Raw genomic sequence first — 13,287 nt, forward strand, 5'->3', positions numbered from 1 at the left:
TTAAATCAATCTTGAAGGAAGAAAATGCAACATCATTGGAATCTTAATAGTCTCTTTAGTGGCACTAAAGAGCTAGAACAGAAAACGCAAGAACTCACAAAAAGAGCACAGATTTTTCAGACAACATATCAAGGAAAGCTTCAAGAAAATTTTGCTCAAGCCCTTAAGGAGTATGAAGAGATACTTGAGCAACTTGGAGGAATCCAAACATATGTTTTCCTGCTTTTTGCTCAAGATTGCGCCTTGGGCGATGTGTATGCAAAGTATGAGATGCTTTGTAATCAGATACGAAATTTTGTTTTGTTTTTTGAATTGGAATATTGTGCCTTAGATGAAAAAGTGTGGCAACAGCACCAAAAGGAGCTTCCGCAATATGCGCATTTTCTTTCCAATCTTACAAAAGAAAAACCCCATCAGCTTGGCTTGGATCAAGAAAAAATTATCCTAGAGCTTTCTCCCGTGGGTGCAGGAGCTTTTGCAAGATTCTTTGATGAGTATTTTTCGCAAATGAAATTTAAAATCCAAGATGGTAAGAAGCAAAAAAAGGTGGGAGAGGAAGAGATGCTTGCCTATCTTCACTCCTCTGATCGCAATGAGCGCAAAAAAGCACACAAAATTTTCACAAAAAAACTCAAGAAGTCTTCGCATTTTCTTACTTATGTTCTCAATATGATCCGTAAAGATTTGGCAATCAATGTGAAATTGCGTGGATATGAAAAACCAGAAAGTTTTAGACATTTGGATAATTGCGCGACACAAAAAAGCGTCGATTCTTTGGTGAAGGTTACTCAGAGGCATTATGGTTTGGTTGAAAAATATTATTTTGCCAAAAAGGATCTTTTGGGGCTTAAAGAATTAAAAGACTATGATCGCTATGCTCCTATCCTTTCGCCAAAAGATGAAAAAATACCCTATCAAGATGCTCTAAATATGGTCTTAGAATCTTTTCGTGCATTTTCTCCTTTGTTTTTTGAGATCACCCAAAAAGCACTCCAAGAAGGCTGGGTAGATTCTCATCCTAGAGAGAGAAAAAGGGGAGGGGCCTTTAGTCACGGGTGTATTCCTAGTGCTCATCCCTATGTTTTATTGAATTATACGCAAGGGCGTCGCGATATTTTTACAATCGCCCATGAGTTTGGACATATGATCCATCAAGAATTGAGCAAATCACAGGGCTATCTCAATATGGACACACCCCTCACAACCGCAGAAACAGCATCAGTTTTTGCTGAGATGCTTTTGTTTGATCACCTCAAAGAAAAAATACCTCAAGAAGAGCTTTTGGGACTTTATGCTGGAAAATTGGAAGATATTTTTTCTACCTTATTTAGGCAGATTGTTATGACTTGCTTTGAGCGCCGAATCCATGATAATCCCAATGAGCTAAAAACTCAGGATTTTAATCTCATCTGGAGAGAAGAGAATCAGAAAATGTTTGGCAAAAGCGTGAAGCTCACCAAAAAATATGATTATTGGTGGAGTTATATCCCTCATTTCATTCACTCTCCTTTTTATTGCTATGCTTATAGCTATGGGCAACTCCTTGTTTTAGCTCTTTATGGCCTATATAAACAATCTCAAGAAAAGGGAGAAGAAGAGATATTTATCAAGCAATATATTCACTTTTTAAGTTCTGGAGGAAATCAGTCTCCCAAAGATTTGATTGCTAAATTCGGCTTTGATGTTGAGAGTGAGGATTTTTGGCTTGTTGGAATTAGGCAAATCGAGCGTTTATTGGAAGAATTTTTAGCACTTAAGACAAGCTTGAAGGGATAGAAAAAATGTTTAAATATATGGCACAAAATCCAAAATTTCAAAAGTTGTTTGCTTTGCATGCAAAAGAATTTATTACACAACTCAAGAATGAAGGGTTGCACTTTTCTATTGCTTGTGATACCTCTCTTGTTTGTTTTGATCCTCCCTTGATTGATGAGATAAAAGAAAAAATTGGGAAGGTTGCGATTTTTATCCTTTCTGGCTATAGCTTTGAATCATTAGAAGTTTTTGATGATTTTTTTGTGTTTGAAGCGGGTTTAATTTTAAAAGAAGGAGAGGATATAGGAACAATCCTTAAGATTCCCTATGCAAGTGTCATTCAGATACTTGCTCAGGATGAAGATTCTTCATATCCTATTCCTATTTTTGTCAATCCCTTTGAAACCAAAGAAGACAAAAAACAAGAAGATTCGATGCATGCCATTCTTTCAAAAAATCCCAATCTTCTAAAGGGCTAAAATGAAAGCATTTTTTAAGCTTCTTTTTGCTCTATGTATTTCTGCAGGATGGTATGCCATTACTCATCAAGAGGGGATAAGCGTCATTTTCTTTTTTATTGTTTGTTTTGCTTTATTTGTTAGACCTTCTAAAACTCATCAATCTGCAATTCGAGATCAATACATCGAAAAGCTTAAGGAGAATATTAAAAAAAACCAAGAGGTCAGCGAGCAGTTTTCAAAAGAAAAAAATATTACCTATAAAGATTTTAGAAAAAAGGAGAGATTGTAATGTTTGAGATGATCATCATATTGGGTGCTTTGGGGGTTTTATATTATTTATATATAACACTTAGAGAGTATCTAGGGAATGAAAACAACCAAAAACGTTTTATGAAACAAGAAGAGGCATTTCAACTTGCCATTCCTGAACCTATAAGTCTTGAAGAAAAAATTTACTCCAATGAGTTTGGGCTACTTGCCGGAATCTTAGGCTATGTTGCCAATGCCGATGGAGAAATTTGTGTGCTTGAAAAAGAGGTGGCAAGCTCTATGCTTGAAGATATGGCAAGAGAGTTAGAGAAGTTAGGATCTTTTGATGAAGTAAAAAGGACATTAGAAGATATTTTTTATGCGGACAATAAAGATATCCAGAAGCTCACTCGTGATTTTTGTGAATTGACTAAGGGGGAATATAGAAAAAAATTGAAAGTTGTGGAGTTTTGTTTTGTTTTGGGGTATGCAGATGGCATTCTGAATGAAGCCACAAAAGAGGCGATCATTGATGTGGGTGCTTTGCTTGAATTGGATAATAAAGATTTTAATGATTTATATACTGATTTTGCTAAGGCCAACTTTGTTGAAGTCTCTCTTCAAGAGGCACAAGAACTCTTTGGAGATGCAAAGAAGGAGGAATTGCATCAAAGATATCTTGATCTCATTGCTCAAACCAAGCAAAATCCCATTGGCGATGAAGAAACTCGTGCGCTAAATGGAAGAGATCAATTGCTTCAATTAAGAAAAATACATCAGGCTTATGAAATCCTAAAGACACAGCAACCCAAATCAGAATAACAAAGAAAATAATTTAGCCGTATCAATAACAAGAGAAATCATTTGTTGATTGGCTACTTTCTTTTGTGTCGCATGTAACACAAAGCTTGCTCTAGCTTTCAAATAACGATTTTGATATTCATAATAAAACTCTGTTCTGTTATAAAGAGAGCTTTGATAAAAAGGCAATCCTGCATAAAACTCTTCTCCATATTGATGGAAGTATTTATATTGAGAATCTCCCCAATAAAGTTTGTTGTCGATTCCAAATCCTTTGTAGGCGACTTTGCTCTCAAATTGCCAGCCCACTTGGTGAGAGAATGGATCATTCCCACTGCTATGTCTACGTTTTCTTTCAAGGGAAGAAAGTGATCCTAGCTCAAAAGAAAGCGTTTTCATTTCTGGCACAAGAGAAGAGAGATCGCTCCCAATAAATGCATAGTAATAGAATCGATCAAGGAGATAAGTATCAAAATGATGACCATCAAGATTGAGAAATTCATCATTTTTTGTATGATAAAGAAGAAGTCCCCCCCCCCAATATATCTTTTGCTCTAAAAAACTTTGCTTTAAAAAGCCTTGTATCAAAAACTCATCAATTCTTTTTGAAAGATCTCCTCCATACCAATCAAAAATAAATTCTGCTTGGAGATTAAAAGGATAGTTGGATTTAGAATCATACTGCAGCATGACTCCATTGATGAGAGGATGCAAAAACTCATAATCTTGTCGAAAAAACATTAGAGGATATTGGCCGATTCTGCGTTTTTTGGAAAAAATCCCAAAATATCCAGAAAAATCTTTTGCCTCAAAATTATAAGAAAGTGTAAGCCCCCATTGCTTAGGGTATTGCTCACCCATTTTGAGGGTAAAAAATCCTCCAAATTTCAGTTTTTGTCCAAAAAAACTTATACCGATCTCTGGGGATAATTTTGCTGCAATAAGAGTTCTTGTATCCCAAAATGGATCGGAATATTCAAGATTGTCAAACAAAAATTCAAAGTCAGCATCATAGATAAAAGAGATTTCTTTTTTGGGTTTGTTTAATATCTCTTCTTGGCTTTCAAGTTGAGTCTGAGCAACAAGCTTTTGAACTAGTAAGCAAGAGAGGAAAAAATAAGTTTTTCGCAAGTGTATTTCCTTATATGATCTTTATTAGATGGTTTTGGACTATAATTTAGCTTTTATTTCTCTCTCACATTGTGACAAGATGATACTCTATTTTAAGGCTTTCTTACATTTGAAAAAGATATTTTTACTTTTTATTTGTCTGATTTGTTTATCAAAAGATCTGTATCCCCAATCCTTAGATTCTTTAAGAATCCCAGCTTATATCCCAAATTCTAAATGGGCATATTTAGGGACAAGCGCGATGCTAACAATCACAGGATCGCTTGCTGGGGCAGGGATTTTGTTTTTGATGCCAGAATCTGTCACAAAATGGGATAAAGAAGATATTAAGAATCTTGGGACAAATTATCTGCGCAAAGTGAAGAGTGGGCCTGTTGTAGATAAAGATGAGTGGTGGCTCAATTGGATCACGCATCCTTATTGGGGTGCGGTTTATTATCTTCAAACGCGTAGAGCAGGGTTTAATTGGGGATTTTCTACCTTTTATAGTTTTTTATGCTCCACCTTTTTCTGGGAATATGGAATCGAAGCGTTTGCAGAAACACCAAGTTGGCAAGATTTAGTTGTAACTCCCGCTCTTGGATCTCTTTTTGGAGAACTCTTTTATTTGGGAATCAACTATATCCAAAACAATAATTCTGAATTGTTTGGATCAAAATTTTTGGGCGGTTTGATGCTTTTTTTGATGGATCCTATTGGTTTTGTTATTCAAGATCTCAAATTGGGGAAGGCAATGGGGATCAAAAATACACAAGACTTTCAGAGTTTTTATCTCCCCAAAAAAGATGGTATTACCTTTGTAGCCACTTATCGTTGGTAGAATTCCACCTCAAAAAATAAAAGAAGGATAAATAATATGAAAGTTGAAGTTTCAAACACTGCCAATTTGCCTACACCTTATGGCCATTTTAAACTTACGGCTTTTAGGGAGTGGACACAAAATATTCATGGGCGTGATTGCGAACTGGAGCATCTTGTTATTAGCTCTTTAGAACTCCCTAAAAAACCACTTGTGAGAATCCATTCTGAATGTTTGACGGGTGATGTATTGCATTCTTTGAAGTGTGATTGCGGAGGAGAGCTTGAGATTGCACTCAAATTGATTCAGCAAAGAGGAGGGATGATTTTATATCTTCGCCAAGAGGGTAGAGGGATCGGACTTTTCAATAAAATCAATGCATATGCCTTGCAAGATCAGGGGTTGGACACGGTTGAGGCCAATGAGGCTTTGGGTCTGCCAAGGGATGCGCGAGATTATCGCATTGTGGGAGAAATTTTTAAGCATTTTGGTCTTTCTGAGATTATTCTGCTGACAAATAATCCATCTAAAATTCAATTTTTAGAATCTTTTGCAAGAGTTGAGCGAGAAGAAATTTTTGCACCTCAAAATTGTCACAATCAAGAGTATCTTCAGATCAAAAAAAATAAGATGGGGCATTTGCTTCCATAATCCTCAAAAAGGAAGAATATGAAACAAAATATTAGTTTTGAAGAAAGTCTTGAGCTTTTAAGGAGTCTAGAAATTCCAGAAATAGGGAGTGAAAAGGTTTTTTTAAGCGATTCCCTTAATAGAGTGCTAGCTCAAGATATTGTCGCTTCTGAAAATATGCCTATGCACTGCACCTCAGCAATGGATGGATATGCTTTTTCTTCTAAAGATTTATCGCTTTTTCAAACTCAAGGATTAAAAATTTCTGGAGTCAATAAGGCTGGAGAGCTAGAAATCCCTCAATGCAATCAAGGAGAATGCATCAAGACCTTTACGGGATCCAAAATGCCAGAAGGATGTGATATGCTGATTTTGGTTGAGCATACGCAAGAAGAAGAGGGGAGATTGAAAATACTTCCAAACTCTCCTATTCCTTCTCCAAATCAATGGATACGCCAAATTGGAGAAAATTATAAAAAAGGTGAAGTTTTACTGAAAAAGGGGATGAAGATCACTCCCTTTGAAATTGGGCTTTTGGCAGAACTTAATTATGTCTTTGTTCCTGTTTTTATTCGTCCAAAGCTTGCTATTTTAAGTGGAGGGGATGAGATTATGGAAATAGGGGAAGAGAAAAGAGATAATGCAATCAGAAGTGTCAATAATCACCTTCTTAAGGCTATAGCACAAATATGGGGAGCAGAGGTGCATCTGTTTCCTTTGATGCAGGATTGCAAGGAGGAAATTCGCAAACAAGTATTGGGAGCACTAAGGAGTTGTGATATTTTGATCACAACGGGGGGTGCTAGCAAAGGAGATTTTGACTATGTGCAAGAAGTTCTTCAGGAGGAGTGCGATATGTGCTTTAAGGGTGTGAGAATGAAGCCTGGAAAGCCTGTTGGCTTTGGAATCTATAAAGATCGCACCTATGTCTTTGGTCTTCCAGGATTTCCAAACTCTTGTGCTGTGACTTTTATGCTTTTTGTGCGTATTGTATTTACAAAAATGTTGAAAGTCTCGTTTGATGCTTTGATCCCAAGCTTTAAAGCTCGGCTGATTGAAGATATCGTGCGAGCAGATCAAAGAGCTGAATTGAGAATCTGCGATCTTAAACTCAATGAAGGAAGATATGAGGTTGGCTTCTGGAATAAAAAAACCCTGCAAAGCTCTGTGATCAATAATTTTTGTAATTCTAGTGCCTTAATCTATTTGAAAGAAAATGGTAGCGATCTTCAGGCTGGAGAAGAGGTGGATATCATTTTGCTTTCACACTTGCTATATTTCTAGAAGGAGTTAAAAATGGCAAAAATCAAAGTGGAATTTTTGGGCCCAATTGGCCTTGAAGCTCAGAGCTTTGAACTATCAACGCTTGAAGAGCTTAAAAACGAGTTGCAAAAAGACATCAAGCTTCAAGAATGGCTCAAGCTTAGCGCAGTGGCGATCAATAATGTGATTGTGGAGAATCTTGATTATTCTTTTCAAGATGGAGATCATGTTGTTTTGCTTCCCCCAGTTTGTGGAGGATAAATAAAAGTGGGGGGAGGGGATTCAATTTTTTTATTCTATCTTTTCCAAAAAGGGAAGATAAAAGGCCAAACAAACCAAATAATTAAAATCAAAATAATCAAAGCTTCCATTGCTTATTTTTTCCAAGCTTTTTTAATAATTCGAACAGAAACATATAAAAAAGCCCAAAAAAGAATAAGCAAAACAAGCAAAAACAAAAAAAACATTATTCACCTCCTAAGATTTTTTCTAACTTTTTATATAACCAACCCTTTTTTTCAGGAATAAGTTTGTAACTATAAGGCGACCATTCCCAGTTAAAGGTTTGACCCTTTTTCAGAATACCAGCTTTGATAGCTTCTCTTTCTATCTTTTTTCGCGTAGCCATATTAAAATAGCCCTCTTTGGCAAGATGCCAATTGCCAAAAACTAAACCAGTAAGCCCTTCTGAAACAGATTGCCCAGCAATACTTTCAGGAGAAAAGCCAAACTCAAAAGATTTTCCGTCAGGGTGGGGGACTAAATTATATCCTTTCTCATTAGAAACAGCATTAGAAAGTTCAATAAGTTTTTTATCTCCTGCTGTCGGATTTTGAATTCCTAAAACATTTCGCACATAAATTAGTCCTTTATTCCAAATTTTTTCAATTAACTTAACCTCTTCAGAAGTATTCCCCATTCCGAAAATAATCAAATGATAATGGGGACGCAAGAAAGTATCTCCATACTCACCGCAAGCGTAATAGCGGATTTTCTTATCTCCTAAAGCCTTTCTAAGACGCTTAAGAAATAATTGCAACTCACGCTTAGATACAGAGGGAGGGGAGGGGAGAAACTCATTGGAATAAGTCAGAGTAACAAATATACTAGAAGAAAATGGCAAGCATTTTCTAAGATTAAGCGAGCGGTCCATTTGTTGCGTTTCTTTATGCGACAAAACAAGCACCGACCGCAACCAACCAGCACCTGAGCGTCCTTGACAAAAAAGGGAGATTTGCATCCTATTGGTTTTCCACTTTTTCCACCTTAGCTTGGTCGATTTGTAGTAAGCCATCATCTACCTCCTTTGTAATAAACATTTCACCGTGCTTTGATTTGATATACATAGTGCAACTAGCAAATGCAATCAGGCAAGCAAGAAAAATTAGATAAACTAAAAAAACAACTAAACCCGCTCTATATTTTGCGGGGTCATTGTTCTCATTAAAATGCTTCATTTGAAAACTCCTTTAGTTATGAAAACTTTTTTTAACAACAAATTGTCAATGAACTTGCCTAAGGGGCTTATTATCCGCTTGGTTTGAAAATTATTGTTTTCATAACTAAAATAAATTTTTGAGATTTTTCTGGGAATTAATTCAAACTGGGAATTAATTCAAATTAGATATGCATAAAATCAATGTCGAGTTATTTTGGGTGTAAAAAGAAGATTGAAGAGCAAGCACTCGTGAAAACCCTCGTGAAATCCAAAGACTCAAGAAGTGCTAGTAGATTTTAGTCGCGGTGCTTGGTTTTAAAAACCTTTTAAAATTGGTTTTATGCGGGATTTATGGATCGGGCTTTTGGAAGTCAAGAGGAAAGCATAGATTGGCTTTCAAAAGAAATTACTTCTGACAATAATACACATATGCTGGAGGAAGATTTTTCCAAATGATTTTTGAGATTTTTACAGAAGAAAATTTCTTAAACAGTTTCTTTTTGAAGCTTCTGGCCTGAGGCGTAGGGAAAATATAGGCAAATGTTGAAAAAATCCCCCCATGCTTTAGAGATTGATAAATTTCTTCAAGTAGCACATCTTGTTCTTTATTTGAAAAAATACTCCAAGGTAATCCCGAAATAACAACATCTAAGGCATCAACATTTTCGTCTGATAAAATTTGAAGCATATTCTCTGCTCCACAGTGATATAGGGAAATTTCTGGAAATTTTTTTTGCAATTCTTGAACAAAATATTTGTTGATCTCAAACACAAAAAATCTACTCTGATCTTGCTTGACTTTTAAGATTTCTTGTGTAAAAACACCTAATCCCGCTCCGATTTCAGCGATATTTTTTGCCTTTTCAATCCCTACTTCTTTAATCATTGCTTGAGCCAAACTTTTGGAACTTGAACAAATTGCTCCTGTTTTTCGAGGATTTCTTAAAAAATGCCACAACATTCCATATTGTCCTTACAATAATATAAAATTTATTTTTTAGATGACATTATAAGGATTTTTATGTCTCAACTACTAAATTGCAAGGCAAATTTTGCAGATAGTCTTTTGTTTTGGCTTACGCGTTTTTTGAGATATAAACTCACAACGCTTTCAAGTAAAAATGTTCAAAATCGCGATGCAATTTCTCTCATTATCGCTAAATTTCAAGCCCTCCCCTCTTCTCTTAACGAACTTGAGATTCTGTGTAAGGAAGCAAGAAAGAATGGACTTATTGGAATTGCTACATATGCCAATCCTCTTTTGAAGCTGTATCCTTATTTGGTTGCAATGTCTTTTGAGCGTCTTGAGCAAATACACGAGGAACTTTTGATCGATTTTCTTACGATTCAAGGAAGCGGACTCAGCTCAGCAACAAAAAAAAATTATCGTGTTGCAATGATTGGTTTTTTTGCTTATCTTGATAAGCATAATAGGACAGAGGATGGGAAAGCTCATATCTTCAACATTGAATTAAAAAATATTGGAGGGATTCGGGGAAGAAGCGGACAAAAACTCCCTGCTTATATGAATGAAACAGAGATTGATATTTTCCTCAGATCAATTGATGAATATCCTCAATCTCAGAAAATCGCTATTCGTAACCGTTTGATTTTAAAGCTTATTATCTATACGGGCATTCGTGTAAGTGAAGCTTTAAATTTGAGAATGAAGGATATTTTCCCACAAAAAGAAGTCTATCTTTTACAAATTCGAGGAAAGGGGGACAAAATGCGTGTTGTGATGATTAAGCGACAACATATTGAATCCCTACTGATGCAATGGATTAAGCAAAAAAAGGAGTTGGGAATCAAGAGCGAATTGTTGTTTTGCAATCAAAAAGGAGAAAGTCTCTCTCAAGCTTATATTTATAAAGTCGTTGATCAGATTCTTAGCTATGGCGGAATTTATAAAGAAAAGATGGGTGCACATATGCTACGCCATAGTTTTGCTACCCTGCTCTATCAAAAAAGTCAGGATTTAGTGCTTGTGCAAGAGGCATTGGGACACGCAGATCTTAATACAAGCAGAATCTATACACATTTTGATACAAACCGTTTGATTCAAGCTGCAAGTATTATGGATGAAATGGGGAAATAACACCCTCTTCTCCCAAAGTCAAGCTTGGTATTCCCCACTCTTTCCCCCACTTTTGTATCTTAATGAGATATCGCTGATTTTCATTCCTTTATCAACTGCTTTGAGCATATCATAGATCGTCAAAAGTCCGATTGAAACGCTTGTCAATGCTTCCATTTCGATCCCTGTTTTTCCATCGCATTTCAATGTAGCAATGAGAGTAATTGCGCATTCTTCTTGATTATATTTAGCTTCAAGATTGACAGAATTGATTGAGATAGGGTGGCACATCGGGATAAGATCGCTTGTTTTTTTGGCCCCCATGATTCCAGCAATAATTGCAGTTTGAATCACTGGGCCTTTTTTTGTTTTCTGCTCAACTGTCATTTGGTATGCCTCTTTGCTCATATAAATGCTTCCTTGAGCAATTGCAGTGCGCTGAGTGATTTCTTTGGATCCGACATCTACCATCGTAGGATGATTGTTTTGATTGAGATGTGTTAGTTTTTTTTCTTCCATTTTGTCTTTCCTTGAGTTTTATGAAGATTTGGGACGGAAAACTTGAATTTTCTCTGCATTTCCTTCAATATAGCTTCCTCCAATCAAATCAACACAATAAGGGATTGCTGGAAAAACGGCTTCTAGGCATTCTCTAATGCTCTTAGGCTTCCCAGGAAGATTGACAATCAAGCTTTTTCCTCTAATGCCCGCGGTTTGTCTTGAAAGAATAGCTGTTGGGACATATTTAAGACTGACACTTCGCATCAGTTCTCCAAACCCTGGCATCATCTTTTCGCACACCGATTCTGTTGCCTCTGGTGTAACATCTCTTGGTGCAGGACCTGTTCCTCCAGTGGTGACTACCAAATCGCATTGATGCGTATCGCACATTTTGATGAGTGTTTTTTCAATCTCTTCTTGAGTGTCTGGAATCACTTCATATATATATTCCCATTCTGAAGCGATAAACTCTCCTAAAACCTCAATGATTGCCTTTCCTGAAAGATCCTCATAAATTCCAGCGCTTGCGCGATCGCTTGCAGTAACAATACCAATTTTTGTCATTTTTTTCCTTTGCTGTAGATTTTAAGATTTATCTGCCAATATGCCACTTCCTCTTAGGGCATAACTACGATTTTGTGCATAAATTCTTTTTTGGCCTATTAGATCATATTTCCAAATGGGAGCATTGCGTTTGAAATCCTCAACAAATTCCGCATATAGTTCTAGGGCATTTTTTCGATTAGAGGAGAGGATCGCGCTCATATAAGAGCTTTCCCCAAGCAATACATCACCCACCGAATGAGCCATACATACAATCATATTTTGTTGTTGGGCGATTTTTTCCCATTGTGAAAACCACTCCTTCAAAAGGGGTTCATATATATCAAAGCTGAGGCCATTGATTTGATTTTCATCGCGGACAATTCCGCAAAAAATACAGAAAGCTCCAAAATTGTTTTTTTTGGCAAGCTCTTCCCACTGTAGATAAATTTGCTGTGTAGGTAGAGCATTTTTATAAAGTTCTAGCATATTTTCCTCATAATAATTTGGGCTAAAAATAAAACAGAATTATATAATGCTAATTGTTCAACAAAACTTTCTAGCTACAAAAAGGAAAACAAATGAAAAGAGCAAAAGTTATTTCTTTGGGAATTGTAAGTGGGCTTCTTTTGGTAGGTTGTGCTCAACGAGAGCTTGTTTTTACTCAAAATTCAATATGCCAATCTCCTGTTGCAGAGATATATCTCCAAGGCGTATTTCAAAGAAATAATCAAGGCACAATATCAGAAGGAGAGTTTAGGAATCTCTTAGAAGAAGTTATGCAAAACACTGGATGCATACATCTTTTGAAAAAACCCCAACAAGGAGCTTATACCCTCAATGCAGCCTATGAGATTAAAATGGAGAATACCAAATCAAAAGAAACCTTCAAAAGTAAATCCAATCATACGCTTCAAACAAGGGTTGTTTTAACGCTCAACAATCAAGAAGTGATCAGGAGAGATTTTGGAGAATCTAAAATCTCAACAGAAGAAAATAAAGTGTTGGGAATTGGTGAAGATGAAACAATCTCCAAAGATGATGAAGAAAAGGCGCTTAAAAGCTCGATCTTAGCGGCGTTGAAAAATTTTATTTCTGAAATAGATTCACAAGAAACATCATCGCAAAATGAGCAATCTCAAGAATAGTTTGATAAAATTTTTATTTGTTTATAAAAGCAAGGATCAAAGATGAAGGTTTTATTACTTGAAGATATTAAATCTCTAGGAAAAAGTGGGGATGTGGTTGAAGTCAAAGATGGATATGGACAAAATTTTCTTATTGCAAAAGGCAAGGCAAAGCTTGCTACAAATGAGGTCATCAATCGCTATAAGGCAGAGCAACGCAACAAAGAAGAAAAGCTAGCTTTAGAGCAAGCCCAAAGAGAGGCTCTGGCAAAAGAATTGGAGAAAATCAATTTGGTTATCCATAAAAAATGCGGAGAAACAGGAGCACTTTTTGGGGCAATTACAAAAGAAGAAATCGCTTTAGCATTGCAAGAAAATCATCGCTTAGAAGTCGATAAAAAACACATAGAGATTGATTCTCCAATCAAGCATGTAGGGGAGTATAAAATCTCTTCTAATCTTGGGCATGGAATCCATGCTCATTTTACTCTTACTGTGAAAGGCGAATAAGG

The 13,287-nt window shown here is 36.2% G+C and carries 18 protein-coding genes; 11 read left to right on the top strand and 7 right to left on the bottom strand.

Annotated elements, in window-relative coordinates:
* Positions 1 to 24: 24 nt before the first annotated feature.
* The 4 genes from LW137_RS00260 to LW137_RS00275 are packed head-to-tail and all read left to right on the top strand — an operon-like array spanning position 25 to position 3,287.
* The gene (locus tag LW137_RS00260; protein WP_233032427.1) at positions 25 to 1,776 is read left to right on the top strand and encodes a M3 family oligoendopeptidase; all 1,752 of its coding nucleotides are present in this window, start codon (positions 25 to 27) and stop codon (positions 1,774 to 1,776) included.
* A gap of 5 nt (positions 1,777 to 1,781) precedes the next feature.
* The gene (locus LW137_RS00265; RefSeq protein WP_233032428.1) at positions 1,782 to 2,234 is read left to right on the top strand and encodes a hypothetical protein; all 453 of its coding nucleotides are present in this window, start codon (positions 1,782 to 1,784) and stop codon (positions 2,232 to 2,234) included.
* 1 nt (position 2,235) lies between these two features.
* The gene (locus tag LW137_RS00270; RefSeq protein ID WP_233032429.1) at positions 2,236 to 2,505 is read left to right on the top strand and encodes a coiled-coil domain-containing protein; all 270 of its coding nucleotides are present in this window, start codon (positions 2,236 to 2,238) and stop codon (positions 2,503 to 2,505) included.
* Complete coding sequence (locus tag LW137_RS00275) at positions 2,505 to 3,287, top strand: TerB family tellurite resistance protein (RefSeq protein WP_233032430.1); 783 nt, start codon at positions 2,505 to 2,507, stop codon at positions 3,285 to 3,287. The genes LW137_RS00270 and LW137_RS00275 overlap by 1 nt, the downstream gene beginning before the upstream one ends.
* On the opposite strand, the gene LW137_RS00280 is transcribed toward LW137_RS00275, so the two are convergent.
* The gene (locus LW137_RS00280) at positions 3,279 to 4,397 is read right to left on the bottom strand and encodes a hypothetical protein (protein WP_233032431.1); all 1,119 of its coding nucleotides are present in this window, start codon (positions 4,395 to 4,397) and stop codon (positions 3,279 to 3,281) included. The genes LW137_RS00275 and LW137_RS00280 overlap by 9 nt on opposite strands.
* Positions 4,398 to 4,638: 241 nt before the next feature.
* Here LW137_RS00280 and LW137_RS00285 point away from each other — a divergent pair, with 241 nt between their 5' ends.
* The 4 genes from LW137_RS00285 to LW137_RS00300 are packed head-to-tail and all read left to right on the top strand — an operon-like array spanning position 4,639 to position 7,350.
* Positions 4,639 to 5,217: a DUF3943 domain-containing protein gene (locus LW137_RS00285; protein ID WP_233032432.1), complete on the top strand. Its 579-nt coding sequence runs from the start codon at positions 4,639 to 4,641 to the stop codon at positions 5,215 to 5,217.
* 36 nt (positions 5,218 to 5,253) lie between these two features.
* Positions 5,254 to 5,847, top strand: a complete 594-nt coding sequence (ribA, locus tag LW137_RS00290) for a GTP cyclohydrolase II (protein ID WP_233032433.1) — start codon at positions 5,254 to 5,256, stop codon at positions 5,845 to 5,847.
* A gap of 18 nt (positions 5,848 to 5,865) precedes the next feature.
* Positions 5,866 to 7,110, top strand: a complete 1,245-nt coding sequence (locus LW137_RS00295; protein ID WP_233032434.1) for a molybdopterin molybdotransferase MoeA — start codon at positions 5,866 to 5,868, stop codon at positions 7,108 to 7,110.
* Between the two features lie 12 nt (positions 7,111 to 7,122).
* Complete coding sequence (locus LW137_RS00300; protein WP_233032435.1) at positions 7,123 to 7,350, top strand: MoaD/ThiS family protein; 228 nt, start codon at positions 7,123 to 7,125, stop codon at positions 7,348 to 7,350.
* A 205-nt stretch (positions 7,351 to 7,555) separates the two neighbouring features.
* Here the strand turns inward: LW137_RS00300 and LW137_RS00305 are convergent, their stop codons facing one another.
* The 3 genes from LW137_RS00305 to LW137_RS00315 form a co-directional block, all read right to left on the bottom strand.
* Positions 7,556 to 8,383 (bottom strand): rolling circle replication-associated protein, encoded by an 828-nt coding sequence (locus LW137_RS00305; RefSeq protein ID WP_233032436.1) that lies wholly within the window; start codon positions 8,381 to 8,383, stop codon positions 7,556 to 7,558.
* A complete protein-coding gene (locus LW137_RS00310; RefSeq protein ID WP_233032437.1) occupies positions 8,331 to 8,546 on the bottom strand; it encodes a hypothetical protein in 216 nt (71 codons plus the stop codon). The genes LW137_RS00305 and LW137_RS00310 overlap by 53 nt, the downstream gene beginning before the upstream one ends.
* A 387-nt stretch (positions 8,547 to 8,933) precedes the next feature.
* A complete protein-coding gene (locus LW137_RS00315) occupies positions 8,934 to 9,488 on the bottom strand; it encodes a class I SAM-dependent methyltransferase (protein WP_233032438.1) in 555 nt (184 codons plus the stop codon).
* 60 nt (positions 9,489 to 9,548) lie between these two features.
* Here LW137_RS00315 and LW137_RS00320 point away from each other — a divergent pair, with 60 nt between their 5' ends.
* A complete protein-coding gene (locus LW137_RS00320) occupies positions 9,549 to 10,625 on the top strand; it encodes a tyrosine-type recombinase/integrase (protein WP_233032439.1) in 1,077 nt (358 codons plus the stop codon).
* Positions 10,626 to 10,643: 18 nt separating this feature from the next.
* Here the strand turns inward: LW137_RS00320 and moaC are convergent, their stop codons facing one another.
* The 3 genes from moaC to LW137_RS00335 are packed head-to-tail and all read right to left on the bottom strand — an operon-like array spanning position 10,644 to position 12,137.
* Positions 10,644 to 11,123: a cyclic pyranopterin monophosphate synthase MoaC gene (gene moaC / locus LW137_RS00325; protein ID WP_233032440.1), complete on the bottom strand. Its 480-nt coding sequence runs from the start codon at positions 11,121 to 11,123 to the stop codon at positions 10,644 to 10,646.
* Between the two features lie 18 nt (positions 11,124 to 11,141).
* A complete protein-coding gene (gene mog / locus LW137_RS00330; RefSeq protein WP_233032441.1) occupies positions 11,142 to 11,669 on the bottom strand; it encodes a molybdopterin adenylyltransferase in 528 nt (175 codons plus the stop codon).
* A gap of 21 nt (positions 11,670 to 11,690) precedes the next feature.
* The gene (locus LW137_RS00335; protein ID WP_233032442.1) at positions 11,691 to 12,137 is read right to left on the bottom strand and encodes a molybdopterin synthase catalytic subunit; all 447 of its coding nucleotides are present in this window, start codon (positions 12,135 to 12,137) and stop codon (positions 11,691 to 11,693) included.
* 92 nt (positions 12,138 to 12,229) lie between these two features.
* Here LW137_RS00335 and LW137_RS00340 point away from each other — a divergent pair, with 92 nt between their 5' ends.
* Positions 12,230 to 12,796, top strand: a complete 567-nt coding sequence (locus tag LW137_RS00340; protein ID WP_233032443.1) for a hypothetical protein — start codon at positions 12,230 to 12,232, stop codon at positions 12,794 to 12,796.
* A 42-nt stretch (positions 12,797 to 12,838) separates the two neighbouring features.
* Positions 12,839 to 13,285 carry a 50S ribosomal protein L9 gene (gene rplI, locus LW137_RS00345; protein WP_233032444.1) on the top strand — a complete coding sequence of 149 codons (447 nt, stop codon included), beginning with the start codon at positions 12,839 to 12,841 and terminating at the stop codon, positions 13,283 to 13,285.
* Positions 13,286 to 13,287: the final 2 nt, after the last annotated feature.

This window comes from Helicobacter kayseriensis (assembly GCF_021300655.1).
Taxonomy (GTDB): domain Bacteria; phylum Campylobacterota; class Campylobacteria; order Campylobacterales; family Helicobacteraceae; genus Helicobacter_G; species Helicobacter_G kayseriensis.